10 protein-coding genes are annotated in these 16454 nt (G+C 60.5%); 4 read left to right on the top strand and 6 right to left on the bottom strand.

What is annotated here, in order from left to right:
• Positions 1 to 19: 19 nt before the first annotated feature.
• Together H6G62_RS07160 and H6G62_RS07155 are read right to left on the bottom strand one after the other, a co-directional pair.
• Entirely contained in the window at positions 20 to 535 is a 516-nt protein-coding gene (locus H6G62_RS07160) for an NAD(P)H-dependent oxidoreductase (protein WP_190493490.1), read from the bottom strand.
• A gap of 227 nt (positions 536 to 762) precedes the next feature.
• Positions 763 to 3387 (bottom strand): O-antigen ligase family protein, encoded by a 2625-nt coding sequence (locus H6G62_RS07155; RefSeq protein ID WP_190493489.1) that lies wholly within the window; start codon positions 3385 to 3387, stop codon positions 763 to 765.
• Between the two features lie 249 nt (positions 3388 to 3636).
• Here H6G62_RS07155 and H6G62_RS07150 point away from each other — a divergent pair, with 249 nt between their 5' ends.
• The 3 genes from H6G62_RS07150 (at position 3637) to H6G62_RS07140 (ending at position 6685) form a co-directional block, all read left to right on the top strand.
• Positions 3637 to 4560, top strand: coding sequence for a PstS family phosphate ABC transporter substrate-binding protein (locus H6G62_RS07150; protein ID WP_190493488.1), 924 nt, complete (start codon positions 3637 to 3639; stop codon positions 4558 to 4560).
• An 81-nt stretch (positions 4561 to 4641) separates the two neighbouring features.
• Entirely contained in the window at positions 4642 to 5523 is an 882-nt protein-coding gene (locus tag H6G62_RS07145; RefSeq protein ID WP_190493487.1) for a hypothetical protein, read from the top strand.
• Between the two features lie 124 nt (positions 5524 to 5647).
• Positions 5648 to 6685 (top strand): hypothetical protein, encoded by a 1038-nt coding sequence (locus H6G62_RS07140; RefSeq protein ID WP_190493485.1) that lies wholly within the window; start codon positions 5648 to 5650, stop codon positions 6683 to 6685.
• Positions 6686 to 6885: 200 nt separating this feature from the next.
• Here H6G62_RS07140 and H6G62_RS07135 read toward each other — a convergent pair whose 3' ends face one another.
• The 4 genes from H6G62_RS07135 to H6G62_RS07120 form a co-directional block, all read right to left on the bottom strand.
• Positions 6886 to 8598 (bottom strand): DUF11 domain-containing protein, encoded by a 1713-nt coding sequence (locus H6G62_RS07135; protein ID WP_190493483.1) that lies wholly within the window; start codon positions 8596 to 8598, stop codon positions 6886 to 6888.
• Positions 8599 to 8667: 69 nt separating this feature from the next.
• Positions 8668 to 10761, bottom strand: coding sequence for an OmpA family protein (locus H6G62_RS28275; protein ID WP_199324807.1), 2094 nt, complete (start codon positions 10759 to 10761; stop codon positions 8668 to 8670).
• Complete coding sequence (locus H6G62_RS07125) at positions 10761 to 14495, bottom strand: TonB-dependent receptor (RefSeq protein ID WP_190493481.1); 3735 nt, start codon at positions 14493 to 14495, stop codon at positions 10761 to 10763. The genes H6G62_RS28275 and H6G62_RS07125 overlap by 1 nt, the downstream gene beginning before the upstream one ends.
• Positions 14492 to 15823, bottom strand: coding sequence for a hypothetical protein (locus tag H6G62_RS07120; RefSeq protein WP_347239304.1), 1332 nt, complete (start codon positions 15821 to 15823; stop codon positions 14492 to 14494). Before H6G62_RS07120 ends, H6G62_RS07125 begins: the two co-directional genes overlap by 4 nt.
• Positions 15824 to 16263: 440 nt before the next feature.
• Between H6G62_RS07120 and H6G62_RS07115 the strand changes: the two genes are divergently transcribed.
• Positions 16264 to 16425, top strand: coding sequence for a hypothetical protein (locus tag H6G62_RS07115; protein WP_190493479.1), 162 nt, complete (start codon positions 16264 to 16266; stop codon positions 16423 to 16425).
• The last annotated feature ends 29 nt before the right edge of the window (positions 16426 to 16454 follow it).

The raw sequence follows: 16454 nt of genomic DNA, 5'->3' as shown, positions 1-16454 counted from the left end.
CCCCATGGTGCCGACCGACCTAGGCCGTGGTCAATGCCTCTTGGTAGGAGGGTTCTAGGGCGCTGAGTTGAGCTACCACAGCGGCAATGGACTCAGGGTTGGCGGCTTTTTGGGCATTGGCCAACACTTCTCGACCTAGCACATTACACCCTAGATGGGCAAGCTGCTGACGCATGGCCAGCCCGACTTTTTGGCCACCGCCGCCGCTGTGGGTGCCCAAGGCTACCGGACGAGCATTGAACAGGGCACGGAAATCCTCGGTGCTGACCGACAACCAGGCAATGGCATTGCTCATCACTGGAGGAATGGATCCGTTGTACTCCGGGGCACAGACGACTAGACCTTGGTGTTGTCTCAGAGCTTGAGCGAGGGCGACAAGGCCAGGGCCAGCATCGCTTGCCACCGAATCGTAGAGGGGCAGTTTGAGGTCGGGCAGGCTGATGACTTCGGCGGCAATGCCCCGTTGGGTGGCGGCTTCAGCAAAGGCATGGGCCAAGGCGAGGTTGTTGCCATTGGTGGCAGAGAGAATCAGCATCGGAAGAAATTTAATGAATGTTTACAAATCGGCGCTGGGTTCAATGTAGCACTGAAGCCAGCCAACCCTAAAATCCCGTTCCCCTGCACCAGGGGCTTAACGCTGGGGGATCGTTCGTGGGAAATCCGTCGTAGGGAGGCCGCCGCAGATCGTCAAGACCCCGCAAACGGTAGGGGCGAGGTCTCCTCACCTGCTGGATATTGGGGATAGACGGGTCGGATTTGGTATCAGTCGCGGAGCGTCAATCCCAGCGCCTCAGCCTGGAGAGCGACCAGACGGTGATCGAGGGCGGGAAATTCCCTCGGCCAGGATTGGAATAGCGATAGTTTACGGAGGACGAAGTGGGTTTTTAGCCTGGGAGGGGCTAGCATTTGGGTCATCTGTTTGGCCTGGGCGTTGCGGTAGGCGAAGGTCAGCGCCCCTCGGTAGGATCGATCAGGGCGTTGAGGGAGCGAGGTGAGCCAATCTCTCAGCGGTTGAGTATCAAGGGTTTCCTCTAGGCGTAGGGTATTGATGTTGGAGGGATCACCGATGGCCTTGGTGTAGGTGGGCCAATGGGTAACGGGATCGAGCCATGCGGTAAGGAGCAGATTCGGCGGCGTGGCATCGGTGGCGATCAGGGCTTCCATTTGGGTGAGGGCGGTGACGGGATTAGTTTCGGCCAAAAATAGGATTGGGAGGATGGGGCGCAAACGGTCGGTATCCATCGGTTCTAGGGGCTGACCGACCCACCAGCCGAGGACGGCACGGATTTCGTAGAGAATGCTGTAGCCCGGAGCTTGCGGGTCAAGGTCGGTGAGTAACTGGTCGTATTCGGTCAGGGTTTGTTCGACTACGGCGGGGTAAATGGCTTGCAGGGGCGGTTCCTCCCACAGGGGATAGGTGAGGGATTCGGGGTTAACCAGGGCTTCTAGGGTAAAGGCGGCGATGGCTTCGGGGGCTTGGCCCGTGGCTAACAACAGTTCGCCCAACAGCCAGTAACCATGGTTGCGGTTGCGGGGGATGATCTGGACGGCCCGCTGGGCATAGGGGAGAGCTTGGGCGGGATTTTCGGGTTGATACAGAACCGCGAGGTTTTGGTTAAACCAGGCGTCGTTAGGGGCAGCAGCTTGGGCCTGCTGCGCATAGTCCACCACCAGAGATCGCACGTTATCCTTGGCTTCGGAGTCGCCCAACATGGCATCTAGATCATAGAACGCCTCACTGGCCACCGCCGCTGCCGTGGGATCCCAAGGGCTGAGGAGGGTGGCCTTGTGCCAGCGGGTATCGGCGAGGTTAATGTTCTGGTTGTAGAACGCGCCATCGGCCCAGGCCCCAAAGCCCACGGTCAACGTAAAGGGTAGCCAAAGGTACAACAGCAGACCAACCCAGGCCCATACGGCTAAGCTGGCCCACCGACGACGGGCAGGCAAGACTTCTGTCCCACAAACCTGCTCTTTTTCTACGATCCTGCCCTCACCCCCAGCCCCTCTCCCATGGGGAGAGGGGGGCCGGAAACGGGTCTCAAAGTCCATCTCCCCATGGGAGAGGGATTTAGGGTGAGGGTTGCGGGGACTTGGCGATTGACTGACCCTAGGTAAACCGTAGGCATCGGCTAAGCTAATGAGCAAAACCACCAAGGCCAGCAGGGTTCCGGCGATGGGGATGTTTTCGAGCTGGTAGTCCGTCAAACTGGAGACCCCGTAGGCCAGGAATGCGCCGCCGATGCCGCCCAATAGGTAGCGATCTTCTGCCGTTAAGGGCAACCGCCACAGCCGCCACCACAGTCTACCGATCAGAAAAAGTCCTGCCATATATAGGACTAACCCCGGCAGGCCCAATTCCCCGGCAAGCTGTACTGGGGTATTGTGCAACTGCTGAATGTGATCCAGTCCGGCCCCGGTTTCGATGGGGCGATAGAGGTTAGACACGCGACTCATCACCCCAGGGCCAACGCCGACTAGGGGCCGATCTTGCAGAATGTTGCCTCCCAACCGCAGCATAAACCAGCGGTCTAGGGTGGGGCCATCGGTGGTGCCCGTCGTGCTAAACCAGCCGCGAATGCGGGGATTCGTCGCCAGGGCCAGCCCCACGCCGCCTAGGGTCACCAATCCCATCAGCCCCCAACGCCAGCGATGGGTTTTGTCGGCCCGTACCAGTCCACCGATCCAAGTCACCAGCAGCCACACCACCAGCCCCAAGGCCGCCCCACGGGAACCACTGACGTAGAGCGCCACCGTGATCAGTCCTACGGATGCCGCCGCCGCCCACCGCCAGATCCCAGCCAGGGAAAGCGCCGCCGCCACCGCCAGGGGCAGCATCAGCCCCAGATAGCCGCCGACAAAATTGTGGTGCCCCAGGGGTTGATGGTTGCGAATCGCTGTCATGAAATTTTGCGATTGCCACAGATCCGCCGTGGGTCGCCACAGGGTTAGGCTAATCAGCGCCACCCCCGCCGCCACCGTCACTAAGCCCAGCCCCAGTCGCCGCCGCGTTAGCCAACTTTGATCGACCCAATTTCGATAGGCATAGATCCCTAGGCCATAGGTCACCGCCAAGCTGGCATTTAGCAACGCTACACGGGGAAAGGGGGATCGCAGACTCGATACCGCCAAAACGCTCATCAAGGTCAGCAGCCAGCCATCCAGTCCGTGCCCTAAGGAATAAAAAGGTTGTTGAAACTGGCGCAGTCTCACAATGAGCCAGATCACCAGCGCTAGAAATCCTCCTTGCCATAGCAAAATCCAAGGCCAGCCCACCATGCGGAAGTAGCTGAGGGGTAGCCAGCTAAACCCCACAAAGACGGCCACGCTTGGCCATAGCAGCCAAGAAAGACGAGGCATGAGGTGGGCGAGGGAGGAGGGGGGAGACATAGGATCTATAGGGAGGCGGCGGAGATGCGGGGAGGTGGGGAGGCGGAGAGGTGGGGAATCAGGAAACTAGGGAATCAGGAAATCGGGGATTGGGGAGCCGCAAGGGCTGGAGCATTCACCGTTTCCTTAAACTTTTGTTGAGGCTTAGACAACATAGCCTTAGCTTAGCCATGAGGTCACCTTAGGCTGGGCCGCGTATTCTCTGGGATGGCGAAATTTTCTTCCTTCGACCGCTACGGAGAATGATCTATGGTGATGAGCAGACAAAAGTTTAACCGCTATGTCCTAGCTAGCGCAGTGACGGCCACCGTGGCATTAGGGATCGGTGCGCCCCAGGCCCTGTCCCAAAGTCGGCTAATTCAGGTGGATGGGTCTAGTACGGTGTTCCCCATCAGCGAGGCGATGGCGGAGGAGTTTATCGCCGCTAACCCTGGGATGCAGGTGACCGTCGGTGTTTCTGGCACCGGGGGCGGCTTCAAAAAGTTCTGCGCCGATGAGCTGGATATCACCGGAGCTTCTCGGCCCATCAAAGACACAGAAATCGAAGCCTGTGCCGCCGCTGGGGTGGAGTATGTAGAAGTGCCCATTGCCATCGACGCCCTGACCGTGGTGATTCACCCCGAAAACACCTGGGCCAGAACAATGACCGTGGAGCAACTGCGGACGCTGTGGGAACCCGCCGCCGAAGGCCGCATTAACCGCTGGAACCAGATCAACCCGAGTTGGCCCAACAGCCCCATCGAACTCTATGGCCCCGGCACCGACTCCGGCACCTTCGACTACTTCACGGAGGCCATTGTGGGTGAATCGGGCGATAGCCGCGCCGACTACACCGCCAGCGAAGACGACAACATTCTGGTGGTTGGGGTATCCCGTGACCGGAATGCCCTGGGCTACTTTGGCATGGCCTACTACCTGGAAAACCAGAGTCGCCTCGCCTCCGTCGCCATTGATGGGGTAACCCCCACGGTTGAACACGTCGCCGATGGTACCTACGTGCCCCTTTCTCGGCCCATCTTCATTTATGTGAAGAAGACCAGCCTGGAGTCTCGCCCTGAAGTGCGGGCCTTTGTGGAATTCATGCTGGACAATGCCACCACCCTGGTGCCAGAGGTGGGCTATGTGCCCCTGCCGGAAAGCCGTTATGCCGACCTTATGGCTGACCTGCTGTAGATTCGTGACTTGCTAATCCCCCAGCCCCGCTTCTCTGTGATGACTGGAAGATGGGGCTGGGGTTTCGTTCTCACAACTTCCATGATGGATTCTGCTAAGCCCCAGTGGGGACGACGCCTAACCGGGCTCAAACCTTTGATTGCGCCGCTGTTGGGGCTTTCCCTAGGGCTGCACGGGCTGCTGCTGCTGGCCCCCCTGCCGGATCCTGCCCCAGAACCAGAGGTGGAGGAAGCGACTCCGGAGGAGGAGGAGTTTGTCGATCTCCTCAGCATTAGCCGATTGGCCACGCCACCTGCCGAAGCCGAACCGCCCCCGGCAGAACCGCCCCCGGCTGCTGTCGCCCCTCCATCCTCGCCCCCCCCCCAAGCCCCCGTCGCCCCTAGGGTGCCGGATCAATACCCTGACCCTGAGGTTCCGCCCCCAGAACCCATGGCAGAGACGGGCGCGGATAATGGTGCAGTGGATGAAGCGGTTCAGGCTACTCCCCCGCCCGCTGTGGAGCCCAGTCCTCCGCCCGTGGTGGTACAGGAGCAGGAGGTGCTCGAAATCGTGACTCGGCTAACTCGCGGTTCGGGGGATAGCGATTTTGACTCCACCGCCACCTCATTTCCAGCGGTGGCCTTTTTAACCCGACGCGGCATCCAGGAATGGACAGCCCAGAAGCAAGCCTGTTTCTTTAGCCAAATCAGCGAGGATAGCTACAGCTTGGCACCAGGGGCCGTGGATGTGCGCTACCTGACCCGGAACGTGCAATTCATCGAGCAACAGGATGTTCCCCGAACGTTTCCGTCGCCCACCTACCAGGTCAATGCCCTACCGGAGGGCTACTGTGATCACACGCTGTTTCAGGTGTGGCAGGGAGACCAGTCGCTTTTGTTCATCTCCGTGGTGGGGGTAGGGGTAGGCAATCCAGCGGGGACGGGCTTGGTGATTATCTGGTCGTCCGACCCCAGGCTAGGCTAGGCGGTTCTAAACTGTCCTCCTCCAGCCAAGGCCCACCCCCCCAAGATCTATCCTAAAGAAACCGCCCTACATCACTATGGGGCCTGATACCTCTGCCTTACCTCGCCTTGCCATGACCATCCGAATGACCAAGCCAAACGATAGTCGTCCCCGATGGCAGCGGTGGCTGGCCCCGATGCTGCTGGCCTCCTTGGGGCTGCATGGGTTGATTTTGCTGGTGCCCACCGGAGCCTCCCAGGATGAGGCCATTCCACCCCCCGACCCGGAGCAAGACAGCGTGGCCATTACCCGCATTCCCCCCGCCGCCCCGGCTTCCCCTGCGGAAAGTCCGTTCAATAGCCGTCCTGCGGGAAATCTACCCCCCACCACGGGCCAACGCCCCACCGCCGACCCTAGGGGGATTGCTCGCATTCAACGCCCCAGCGACCCTAACCCCAACTCAGCCGTCGCCAGCCCGTCGCCAACCCGTCCACCCGCTGCTTCCCAAAGGAACCCAGGCCAAAACAGCCCCCGCCCCCAGGGGAGTGGCTCCGGCGGCAATGCCCGTGACAGCCGTACACCCGAATCGGCAACCACCACTCGACCCACGGGTTCTAGTCCTGGGACGACACCATCCGCTAGCCCAGCCCCAGCAGCCCCCTCGGCCCCGCCCGCCAACAGCCAACCCCTCTCAGGCAACGACCTGCGGGAACAGTTGCAAGCCTACGCCGCCCAACTCAACTTGCCCCAAGGGCGGATTGATCGCCTCGCCGCCAACCTTCGCCAGCGGTTTCGCTTCGATGCGGTGGCCAGTGCGGATGAGGTGTTCCCCCTCAACCAAACCCAATGGCAGGACGCCATTCGTCAAGATACTGGAGTGGCGGATCTCTCCCCCGAAGCCCTGCCCGATCCGGTGCCCCTGGTCTATCGTCAACGGGTGTGCCTAGCCCAGGCCCCTGGCCCGGTGAAGGTCGGCATTGTCACCAACCCCGATGGCTCCCACCACGGCGATCCCGTGGTGCTGCAAAGTTCTGGCTATGGGGCCGTGGATGAAAAGGCGCTGAAGGCCATTGCCGACCAACCGTTACCCACCGCAGACCACCCCAAAGCCTACGTCCTCACGGTTCAGCCCAGCGTAGACTCTGGCCATAATCCCTGTCTTGACCCCACCTCTGCCCCATAGAGGAAACCCTACCCCTACGGCTTTTCGGGTTGGGAATCGGGTTTGTCTGATTCGATAAAGAGGAAGCCCGTCTTTCCAGCGAAGGCGGGAACCCAACGTTGGACAGCAGCGCCTGGGTGGATTCCCGTTGTCACGGGAATGACGGTTCACTGCATCGGTGGTGCCCTAACCGACTGGCCGATTGCTATAGGATTCTAGGGCTACGGTAGAAATGGGTTGACCTGGGTGCGGAACCGAATTACGCCGACCTGATTAGCCCTTACAGTACCCACATTCACCACCAAGGCACCATTGCCCCGGTCGGCCCCACAAATGGCTGGCAGGGCAGAACCGGAGGGCAGAAACGTCGCCGGGTCGGCATCGGCAGCGCTGGTGTAGGTCACGGTCGGGTAGTTAAAGGGAGGGGTGTTTAGGGCATTGCTGGGCGGAATGGCCTGCACCCCAAGACCCGCCCCAAAGGCATCGGGCACAAACGTGGTACCAGGCGGAATCTGGTCACAAATTTGCACATTATCAACGGCCAATTCCCCGGTGTTGTTGATGTAGAGGGTATATTCCACCTCGTCGCCAGGCTGCAACTCTGGGTTGGCAATATTAATGGCACCCTGGCCCAACCCCGCCGCCACCAAGGCAGGAAACCCAACATTATTCGCGGTATTGTCTGCCTCAGTATTGGTAAAGGAGGTGGTAGTACCCGCCGCCGTAATTCGGGTGATGCGCTTATTCAAAAATAGGTTGCCCGCTATGCTGGGACGGGGAATCCGGAACAAGCCAAAGCCCCCGGCCACAAGGTCTAGCCCCCCTTGGTCGGACTGTCCATTGGTGGCCGGGGGAAATGTAGTAAAGTTCACCAGGTTAGTACTCGTCCCCACATCTCCCGCCACTAGGGAATAGCCAAAGACAGGAGCATCCGCTGGAAGCGTCGATAGGAGAGAGCTAATGGGGAAGAAAATCCCCCGAACGGACTGATTCGACACCGTATGGGAGGGACGCAGATCGGCTCCAGCCTGCTCTCGACGAAATACCACTGAGGAAAGTTGGACATCATTGATGTTGCCCCAGTTGGTAGTAGTGGCAGCCACTGACCTCAGAGGGCCATAGCTAGCTGGAACACCATTATTCAGGCTGGTAATAGCCGCAATACCAAATCGATCATTGCCGTTTCGCTCCAGCACCAAAAAGCCTTCTTGGCCCCGAAGGTCTGGAGGCACCACTACCCCACCAGGCAGGATATAGTCAATCCGTTCAATATTGCTGCGGGTATCCTGCCTAATGTTATCGCCAACAGGCCCCAACTCATTATGAAAGACATTGTCAATCCCTCGGTTCACGACGGGACTGAGCAACGTTGCTTCAATGTCTGTTGCCTGACTGGGCCGAAGGGTAATGACCGTTGGCGGCGGAGCGGTATCCACGGCATTAGCATCGGTGATCGTTCCGAGCTCGTAGAACAAAACGTCACGGGTAATGTTAGTGCTGCCATTAATTGATATGGCTGGGTTACGGCGAATCCTCACTTGCTCATTCAGACCTTGCACACGGCTGATATTGGATAACATCGCCGTGTTAAAAGACTGCAAGACCCGGTTATTTCCGTCCCCAAAGGTGAGGTTAACTGTGGCTCCAGTACATCCGGCTAAGGTACCGAAACTACCAGCAACAGCATCATTATCACAAGGGTTAGCGTAGGGGGTGTTAGGGGCTGAGCTAGGGGTGGCCGCTTGGGGCGTTACGTTCAGCAGTGTTAGGGGCTGGAAGGACGCTAGGCCAGCCTGGGCCTGGGCGGGGGGAGCCCAGGCCAGCAAACTGGTGACCATAAACAGCCCTGCCATCAGCGTACTGGCTAACCGTTTAACCCAGGGCCAGAGCGTTGGAGCGAGGTCAGAGGGGGAGATCGGAGAAGATAGGCGCATAGACAAGGGTTGGGGTGAGGGCGGTATCTCGAAGGATCGGCAAGGGGCAAGATAGGGGGCTGGCTGGGCCTACTCCAGTTGGAGGTCGGCTTCTTGGTCGATGAAGATAATCTCCAGGCCACGCAGGTCGGTGAAGATGAATTCCACACGGCGGTCGCGGGCATAGGCAAGGCGAGAACTGTCTTGGCTGCGGCGTTGGGTGAGGCCGAAGGGCACAATTCGCATCCGTTCTGGGGCCACGCCTTGGCGTAGGAGGTAATCCCTGGCGGCGAGAGCGCGGCGTTCGCTGAGGGCCATGTTGTAGGCGGCGCTGGCACGGGGGTCGGTGTGGCCGTGGAGTTCTACCGTCAGGAAGGGGTATTCCAGCATGGCGGCGGCAATGTTGTCGAGGATGGCCATACTCTCTGGGCTGATGTCTGACTGATCTAGGGCGAAGTGGATATTGCGGGCCAGTTCTAAGACTAAGGGCTCTGGCGGCACTTCCTCGAATACGGGGGGGGGCAACGGCAAGGGGGGCGAACAATCGGGCAAGTCGGGGGCGGGGGGCGGCAGGGTGGGGAAGGATCCATCGGTGGCGGTCAGGGTGGCTACGGCGGCGGGTTCGGAGGTGCCGTGGGCGGGGTCGGTGGCCAAGGCGCTCACCCGACTTCCCACCGGGAGTGCTACATTAGCGGCAAATTGACCCGCCTGATCGGTTTGCACCGTGTCGAGGTATTCCCCTAGGGCACCGTAGGGCAGACCTAGTTCCAGGACATGGTACAAATCCACCTCAGTCCCAGGATCGGCGGTGCCTGTGACGAGGGCGGTGCCGTTGTGGGCCACAAAGCGGTAAGCCTCAAAGTCTGGGGCATTTACCGATCCGTTGCCCGTGTCTAGCCGACGGTGGCGAGAATTCCGGGGCGGATTGGGGCCATCCCTAGTTTGGAAGTCGCGCACCCCCGTGCTGCCCTGGGCGATCAGGTCGATGCTGAGGCCGTCTAATTGGGCAAACTGGTTGCCCCGCAGCAGGTTGCGATGGCTGGCAGGATAGGCGGCGACGGTGATCCCCGCTCCGGGCTGGTAGCCAATGGCGTTGTTGGTGACCTGGTGGTCACTGCCCATGAGGTAGACGGCAGATCGCTGAAACCGTCGGCCATTGAACTGGATTTGGTTGTCGCGAATTTGGATGGCCCCATCGGGCTTAAACAGGAATACGCCGCTGCCATCGTTGGCGCAGATCAGGTTTCCGGTAATGTCGCTGGCGGCAATCTGCCCCTCTAGGCGGATGGCGTCGGGCATTCCGGCCCGTCCGTTGCCGATGATGGCGTTTTCGTGGATGTGCAGCCCCTCGGCTCGGTGCCCCGTAATCACGGCGCTGCCGTCGTGGAACTCGATCCGGTTGTGGCGAATCACCGTGTCTACTCCGTTAAATACCACCACCCCAAAGGCGGAGGGCTGATCGGGCAGAGTCTCTTCGGCGGTGAGGCCCAGCCAGTTTTGCTCAATCACCACGTTGCGGGGGGCGGCTTCGGGCTCCGTGAGCCGAAACACCGACAGCGGTGGCAGATCAGGGGCGGAATCCACTGCTGGCGCTTGGGCGCTGATGAAAATGTTGGCCGGGGGCGTGGTTTGGGTGGATCGGTGGCTGGTGCGGAAGCCGTGCATGGTGAACCCGCGCACCGTCACATCACTGGCGGCAATGGTGAAGCCTCTGGCCACTTCAGATCCGGGGGCCACGGTGAGGGTGACCACCGGGGGAGCCGGGAACTTGGGATCCAGCATCAGGGTAGGGTTGTAGCCCGCCTGGGTGGTGCCGTCTAAGGTCAGCCCAGGGGCAACGATTTCCGGCAGCAGATCCGTCAGGGCGATGGTGGTTTGGCCCTCCGGTAAAGCAAAGCCAATCTCAGAGCCTTGGCCCTCCGGTTGTTCCGCCACCAGGGCTTGCTCCGCTGGGCTGAGGCTGTCCCAGACCAGGGTGCCGTTGGCTAGTTCCAGGGCTTCCCGCAGGGTCAGGGTCTCGTCGGCCTGGACGGGGCCATCTAGGGGGCTGGTGACGGTGATTTGGTAGCTAGGCAACGGGAATTCTTCGCCCCAAGCCCGTCCCGTAGCCAGGGCCAATCCGGGTAAGGCGAGGGCCACGGCCCCCAGGCTGATCCACCGTTGCGCCATTATGGGTTGCGCCATCACTCTTCACCTCCTAGGACGATGCGACCATCCTGCATGACCGCAGGATGGGGAGTTGCCCTGGCCAACTCCAGAAAATCAGCCCTCACCGACCGGGACGCTGCCTCAGGATCAGCGTTGCGCTCTGGGGGCTGGCTCTCCACAGGGGCCGCATCCGTGGGTTCGGTATCCATGGGTTCAGAATCCGTGGGTTCGGAATCCGTGGGTTCGGAATCCGTGGGTTCCCCCTGCCCCCTGTCCGGCACGGCAGATTCCTGCTGTTGGGGGGGCGCGATGGGCTGTACCCCAAAGGAATTAAAGAGCTGGTTCACCTTGGCGGTAATGCCAAAGTAGGGGCCGCTGGCGGAGCGGTGTCTGCCCCCGCCCACAAAGGATCCCTCATGGGCCTGACCAAAGCTGTAGCCCAGCCCCAGCCGCACATCCGGGGTGAGGTAGTAGCCCGCCTCTAGGGCAAATCCAGTTTCGTTGTAGCCCACCACGGGCTGACCAATCCACCGCACCTCGCCACCCACATCCCAGCGGTAGGCAAAGCGATAGTTGGCCCGAAACTGGGCTAGGTGAATCGTGCTGGAGGGAATGATTGACTGGGTGAGGCGGGTGGTGCTGTGGCGTAGCCCGTAGCGGCCATAGAATTCCCACTGCCAATTGGGGGCGTAGATGGTTTCCAGGGAGAGGGTGTGATCCTGAGAACCGCTGCCCGCCCCAAACAGCAGGCTTTCGGGGGTGGTGCTGGGGTTGTTGCGAAACTCGTAGCTCAGCAGGCTGTTGAGTTGGTCGCTGTGGGGGTTACGGTAGGCCAAACCCAGCTTTAGGTTGCTGGAGTTGCCCAGTTGGTCGGTGATGGTTTGGTTGGCAAAGTTGGCCATGTCAAACCGAAACAGCCCAGTCAGAGCGTCCGTAAACCGCCCCGCCGCCGCCGCCCCCAGCACCAAGTTACTGGAACCAGGAGAATCGCGATACTCCACCCGCCCACTGGCCTGCCAGTTGGGATTGTCGGTATATTCCAGCCCCACCCGATAGGCGGTGGAGGCTTGTAGACCGAGGGCCGAAGCCCCCGACCCCACGGCATAGGGTTGGGCAAACTGCTGCCCTGCCCCGGTCAGGTTAAAGGCATCGCCAAAGATGCGCTCGAAGCCAAAGTTGGCCCGCAGGCCCGGAGCCAGCACCAGGCGATGGTTGAGCCCGATAGAGCCCTGCCCGGTGACGCCATTGTTGGCCCCCAGCAGGGAGTAGCGGTTGGTGAGGGTAGTGTTGTCATCGAGGTCGTAGTTGACTAGGCTATCCAAGCTGGTGATGGAACCTGGCCCCTGCCCACCGGAAATAAACTGCTGGGCCAACCGCAGGCTGACTCCGGGCTGCAAGGCCCACTCCAGCCCAACGGTATGGCGGTCGGGATAGAGGGGGTCGGCCTGGTTGCTGAGATTTAGTTCGCTCTGGGCCAGGAAGTTGAGGGTTCCGGTAATCGGCAAGTTAAACCGAGAGGCCAACTGGCTGGCATTGATGGACTGGTTACCAATCCGGTCGGTGCGGGAACGGTTGACGTAATCGACCCCCAGGGTGGCGGTGCCCAACTGCTGAATTACCCCAGCCCGGTACTCCGTTAGGGTATTGTCTACCGCTGACCCTTGGATCGGGGTTTGACCCGGTTGGAGCAGGGCTTCCGCTGTGGTCAGTACCGCCGGAGCCGTGCCCACGTTGCGCTCTTGATCCACCCCGGTTCGCAGTTGGGTAGAGGAGCTAATCCGTCCGGTGAGTTCTGCGCCCCAGCGGGTTTGCCCAGGCCGAAAACTGGCTGAGGCCGTGTTGTTAAAGCCGATGTCCGTCGAACGGATGTAGGCTTGCCCCGCCAGCCAATCCACCGGGGAGGCGGAGGCTTCCAGGCGGTAGGCGTTGCCCTGGGCGTTCATTTGGTTGATGGTGGCGGAGGAACGGGCGAACTCCCCCACAATGCGGCCCACATCCCCTAGGGGCAGCAGCAGGTCAACGCCGTAGAGGGTGAAGTCCTGAATACCTTGATCCTCCGTCAGCACCGAGGCTCCCAGCAGCAATCCCTGGTCGCCCTCAGGCCGATACTGCACCCGTCCGGCATAGACGCTGCCCCGGTTGTTGGGATCGTCTACCTGGTAGGTGGCCACAATCCGCTGTACCAGGGTCACCCCTAGGGGATTGAGATCCAGGGCGCTAATCGGCTGGCGAAACAGCAGGGTGCCCCGGTCGTAGTCAATTTCGTAGTCTACCCCTCGAAACAGCGGCTGGCGGCTGATCACCGTGCCGGGGCGGTTCAGTTCCTCGGTCTCCAAAAACACATTTTCACTGCCGCGCAAAATCAACCGCCGAGATAGGAAATAGAAACCGCTGGTGCCGTCGGGGGCAATGGTGTCCCGCTGGAAGGGGCGCACATTGTCGCCATAGAGGGCGGTGAGTTGGATGCCATTGCCAAAGGTGAAATTCCCCTTCAGGCCATGGAACTCCCGCACCGTGGCCGTAAAGCTCTGGGAGGGGGCGGCAAATTCCTGGGTGCCAAAATCCCCCCACATAAAATAGTCGGGGTTGGCATCGGGGGCGAGGGAATCTCGCTGAAACCGCAGGTAGAGACTGTCGGTGGAGGGCGTTAAAAAGGCGGTGGTGGAACTGTCGCCGTAGGTGGGATAGCGCTGATCACAGGCTTGTACATCCCTGTATAGCCCGCCGCCATCACAGCGGTCATTCAGCCCCCGTTGGTTGTTGTAGGCTCCGGTGAAGGTCCATTCCCCAAGACTGCCCGTACCAAAAATCCCAGCATTGAGGTCAAACTCCACGTCATTGTTCAAGTTGACGGGGTTGAGGAAGTCCCGAAAGCTGCTCAGCAGGTTGGTGCCCCCCCGCCCGACCCGAACATCAACCACGCCAGAAATCAACGTGGGCCGCAGATCGGTCAAAAAATGTACCTGGAGATCCGCCAGCAGTTGGGGATAGCGCTCGCGGGTTTGGGTGTCTTCCAGCCCCCGCACCGCCCTGCCCTCCGCCGTGGCCTGCACCGTCACCACCTGGGCCTCTAGGGTAGATCGCAACCGCGCCTCGAACCGCCCCTGACGGGCTAACACCTGAAAGCCACTGCGGTCGGTGTCGTGGTCGGCTCCAATAAACTCCCCGGCACTGCTGGTCAGGGTCACCACCACATCCCGTTCTAGGGGGTTGCCTTCTGGATCCAGAATGTCCCCCTCTAGCACCAGGGACGACCGACCATTGGCGGGGATTTGCACCTCCCGCTGGGGCCGCAACACGAGTTGATAATCCGGTTCTTCCTCCGAGGTGCCGACGGGGAGGGGTTGGGCCGGGGGCGGCGTCAGCGGGGTCTGATGCTGTCCCGGATCGGATTCAAACAGGTCGCTATTCTCCCGACGGTTGGCCAGGTTAATCGTCCCGGTTTGCCAGTCCTCTGGCTGAGAATCTTCCCCCAGGGCCGCAGTCTGACTCCGCAGGGCGGTAATCGCCTCCGTCAGGGCGGGCCAGTCCGAACTCCCCTGGGATGCCACGGATGCCCCATTCCCGGACTCACTCCCGAAAGAGGAGGAATAGGAGGAACCCTCGGCCAGCCCATCGGCCCACAGTGGTGGCACCGCAACAGTAGGATTCGCGCCCCCCTCGCTGGCACTGGGGGCGAGGACAACATCGGCCCAAGCTGGGCTCGTCACCCCCCAGCTACCCGTGAGAGCAGCCAGCAGTCCTAGGGCATGAGAGAAACGAAGGCTCATGACTGATCCTCCCCAAAGGTCGGCGTTACGGCAAAGTTCATGCGGGCCATCCCCCCTGGGGACAGGCGCACCATGCGAGACACACTGTTTTCCTCAATGCGGAAGAGGTTGGGAGCCAGGGTATACCCCGGCATACTGTAGAGATCGAGGGTGCCAACGCGATAACCGGGCAGCACATTAACCAAGGAGAACAGCCCATCGGCATCGGCGAGGATGCGGTTGCCGTCGTCCATAAAGACCACGGCATTGGGCACACCCGGTTCTCCCGGTTGCTGCTGACCATCGAAGTTTTTATCCACAAACACCCGGCCTACAATGGTGCCGCAATCGGCCAAAATGCCGGGACGGATGGTCATTTGGTAGGTAGCTGTGACCGTGGTTGCCCCCGGTGTTGCCGCCTGGGCAATGTTCCGACCATCGCCCCGCACCGCATCGGGGGTCATTAGCACCGCATAGACCACCGTAATGGATTGTCCCGGTGGCAAGGCTCCAAAGGTGAGGCGGAGGCTGCTGCCCGTATTCACCACCTGGGTAGGCGGGTTGGGCGTGGCCTGGATCGAGTCGGGCACGTAGGTCATCCCCAGGGGTAACTGGTCGGTGATGGTTACTGGATCCGCCGTTACCTCAGAGACGTTCGTCACCACTAGGCGATAGACCGCCACATCCCCCGGTTCAGCAGCGGCCCGATCCGAGGTTTTGATAATCTGAAGTCGAGGCGGAGGAGTAATGGTGACCTGGGCGTTGGCTGTAACGGGAGGCACCCCAGGAGCTGAGGCCTCAGCCCTATTGACCCCGTCCCCACGCACCGCGTCGGGCGTGACTTGTACCCGGTAGTTCACGGTAATGGTCTGTCCGGGCGGCAAGGCCCCAAAGGTAAAGGTGAGGGTACGCCCCGTACTGGCTACCTGGGGGGGCGGATTCGGCGTGGCCTGCACCGAGCCTTCCACGTAAACCAAGCCCACGGGCAACTGGTCGGTAATCGTTACCGGATTCGCCACCGCACCGGAGGGATTCGTCACCACCAACTGGTAGTTCACGATCTCACCCGGCGTTGTCGTCGGTCGGTCAACCGTCTTAATGAGTTGGATCTGAAGCGGCACCACCCCTGGCACCACCGGTACCGTCGTGGTGATGGAGGGCGGCAGCACTATGGGGGTTCCACCACCATCGGGCACGTAGGAAGCCAATGCCCGGTTTTGAATCAGATCCGACGCTGGCTGGGCATAAACCGCTGTTGTGCCGTGGAGCCACTGTCCCAAAACAGTACTCAGCAAAATGGACAGGGCAAAGAGGCACCCCATCCACAGGTGTCGATAACGTCGTCTCACAATCACCCTCTGAGGTCACCCTCACACCGTTTCAGGTCAGGGTGGGGACGAAAACCGTGCCTCCTAACCACCCTGGCAACTCGATATCACCCTGTTTTGCGCCCAGACCTCTAAAGGCTCTAGCCAGTCCGTTGGCTTGTGGCTTGGCGACAGACCCCGGCGGCAGTTAGCCTGTGTAACGGGCTCCTTAGCGTCTGTACCGAGGCTCTGCAATCATACGGGGGCGCAGCCTTAAAACTTATATGATTCTTAAGAGATTTCACTACCCAATCCATACAATTCTTAAGATTAGTTAAAAGCCAACGCCTTCTTCCGGATGGGCTATGTTGACTGCCCAGTCTGGGTTTTCGGGCCTTAGGAACGTTTCCGAGCGAAGTTTAGGGACAGGGGAGGACGGAGGCAGGCGCGAATTCGGCCTATCCCGCTGATCAGCCAAGTCAGTGAAATTACAGAGTACCCCAGGGCGGCGGGCTACTCCTCATCGCGGTGGCGGCGATCAGTCCGGCCTGAATGGGGTGCGCATTTATGGGGTGTGTATGGGTTGTACCCCCTTCGATACAGGCGACTCTAGGGACGGTGCCGCAATGACGGTGCCGCGATAGAGTATCACTATAAAGAAGCGTAACGTCTC

It is taken from the genome of Phormidium sp. FACHB-1136 (assembly GCF_014697375.1).
GTDB lineage: Bacteria > Cyanobacteriota > Cyanobacteriia > Phormidesmidales > Phormidesmidaceae > Nodosilinea.
This window is presented reverse-complemented; position numbering and strand designations above follow the sequence as displayed.

Bases quoted from the DNA above. Each gene is read 5' to 3' on its own strand.
- H6G62_RS07160 (WP_190493490.1), bottom strand. From the start codon at position 535: ATGCTGATTCTCTCTGCCACCAATGGCAACAACCTCGCCTTGGCCCAT.
- H6G62_RS07155 (WP_190493489.1), bottom strand. From the start codon at position 3,387: ATGTCTCCCCCCTCCTCCCTCGCCCACCTCATGCCTCGTCTTTCTTGG.
- H6G62_RS07150 (WP_190493488.1), top strand. From the start codon at position 3,637: ATGGTGATGAGCAGACAAAAGTTTAACCGCTATGTCCTAGCTAGCGCA.
- H6G62_RS07145 (WP_190493487.1), top strand. From the start codon at position 4,642: ATGATGGATTCTGCTAAGCCCCAGTGGGGACGACGCCTAACCGGGCTC.
- H6G62_RS07140 (WP_190493485.1), top strand. From the start codon at position 5,648: ATGACCAAGCCAAACGATAGTCGTCCCCGATGGCAGCGGTGGCTGGCC.
- H6G62_RS07135 (WP_190493483.1), bottom strand. From the start codon at position 8,598: ATGCGCCTATCTTCTCCGATCTCCCCCTCTGACCTCGCTCCAACGCTC.
- H6G62_RS28275 (WP_199324807.1), bottom strand. From the start codon at position 10,761: ATGGCGCAACCCATAATGGCGCAACGGTGGATCAGCCTGGGGGCCGTG.
- H6G62_RS07125 (WP_190493481.1), bottom strand. From the start codon at position 14,495: ATGAGCCTTCGTTTCTCTCATGCCCTAGGACTGCTGGCTGCTCTCACG.